Source organism: Halorubrum sp. SS7 (genome assembly GCF_005435055.1).
Classification (GTDB): domain Archaea; phylum Halobacteriota; class Halobacteria; order Halobacteriales; family Haloferacaceae; genus Halorubrum; species Halorubrum salinarum.
In genome coordinates this window covers 1-207 of the sequence record NZ_SGXV01000840.1, presented here as the reverse complement: position 1 = coordinate 207, position 207 = coordinate 1, and the positions used below count along the sequence as shown (strand labels likewise).

The window sequence follows — 207 nt, the reverse complement described above, 5'->3', positions numbered from 1 at the left end:
AGGAGTAGACTAATTAATCCAAAGAATACGAGTTGTCTACTCTCAGTGTTTCCAATCAGTCCCTTATCAAAGAATTTTCTTGTACTCTTGGCGCTTTTTCTTACATTTCTTAAATCTTCTACTGTCGTCGTTTCTAGATCCTCTCTTTTGTTCGCATCGTCCAGTTCAATATTGGATTCATGAAATTCACTAACCGTTTCGAACTCA

General features: G+C 36.7%; 1 protein-coding gene. It reads right to left on the bottom strand.

The annotated features are described in order from the left end of the window. Positions 1-207: hypothetical protein (locus EXE44_RS21325; protein WP_206750425.1), on the bottom strand; the 207-nt coding region annotated here is incomplete at both ends.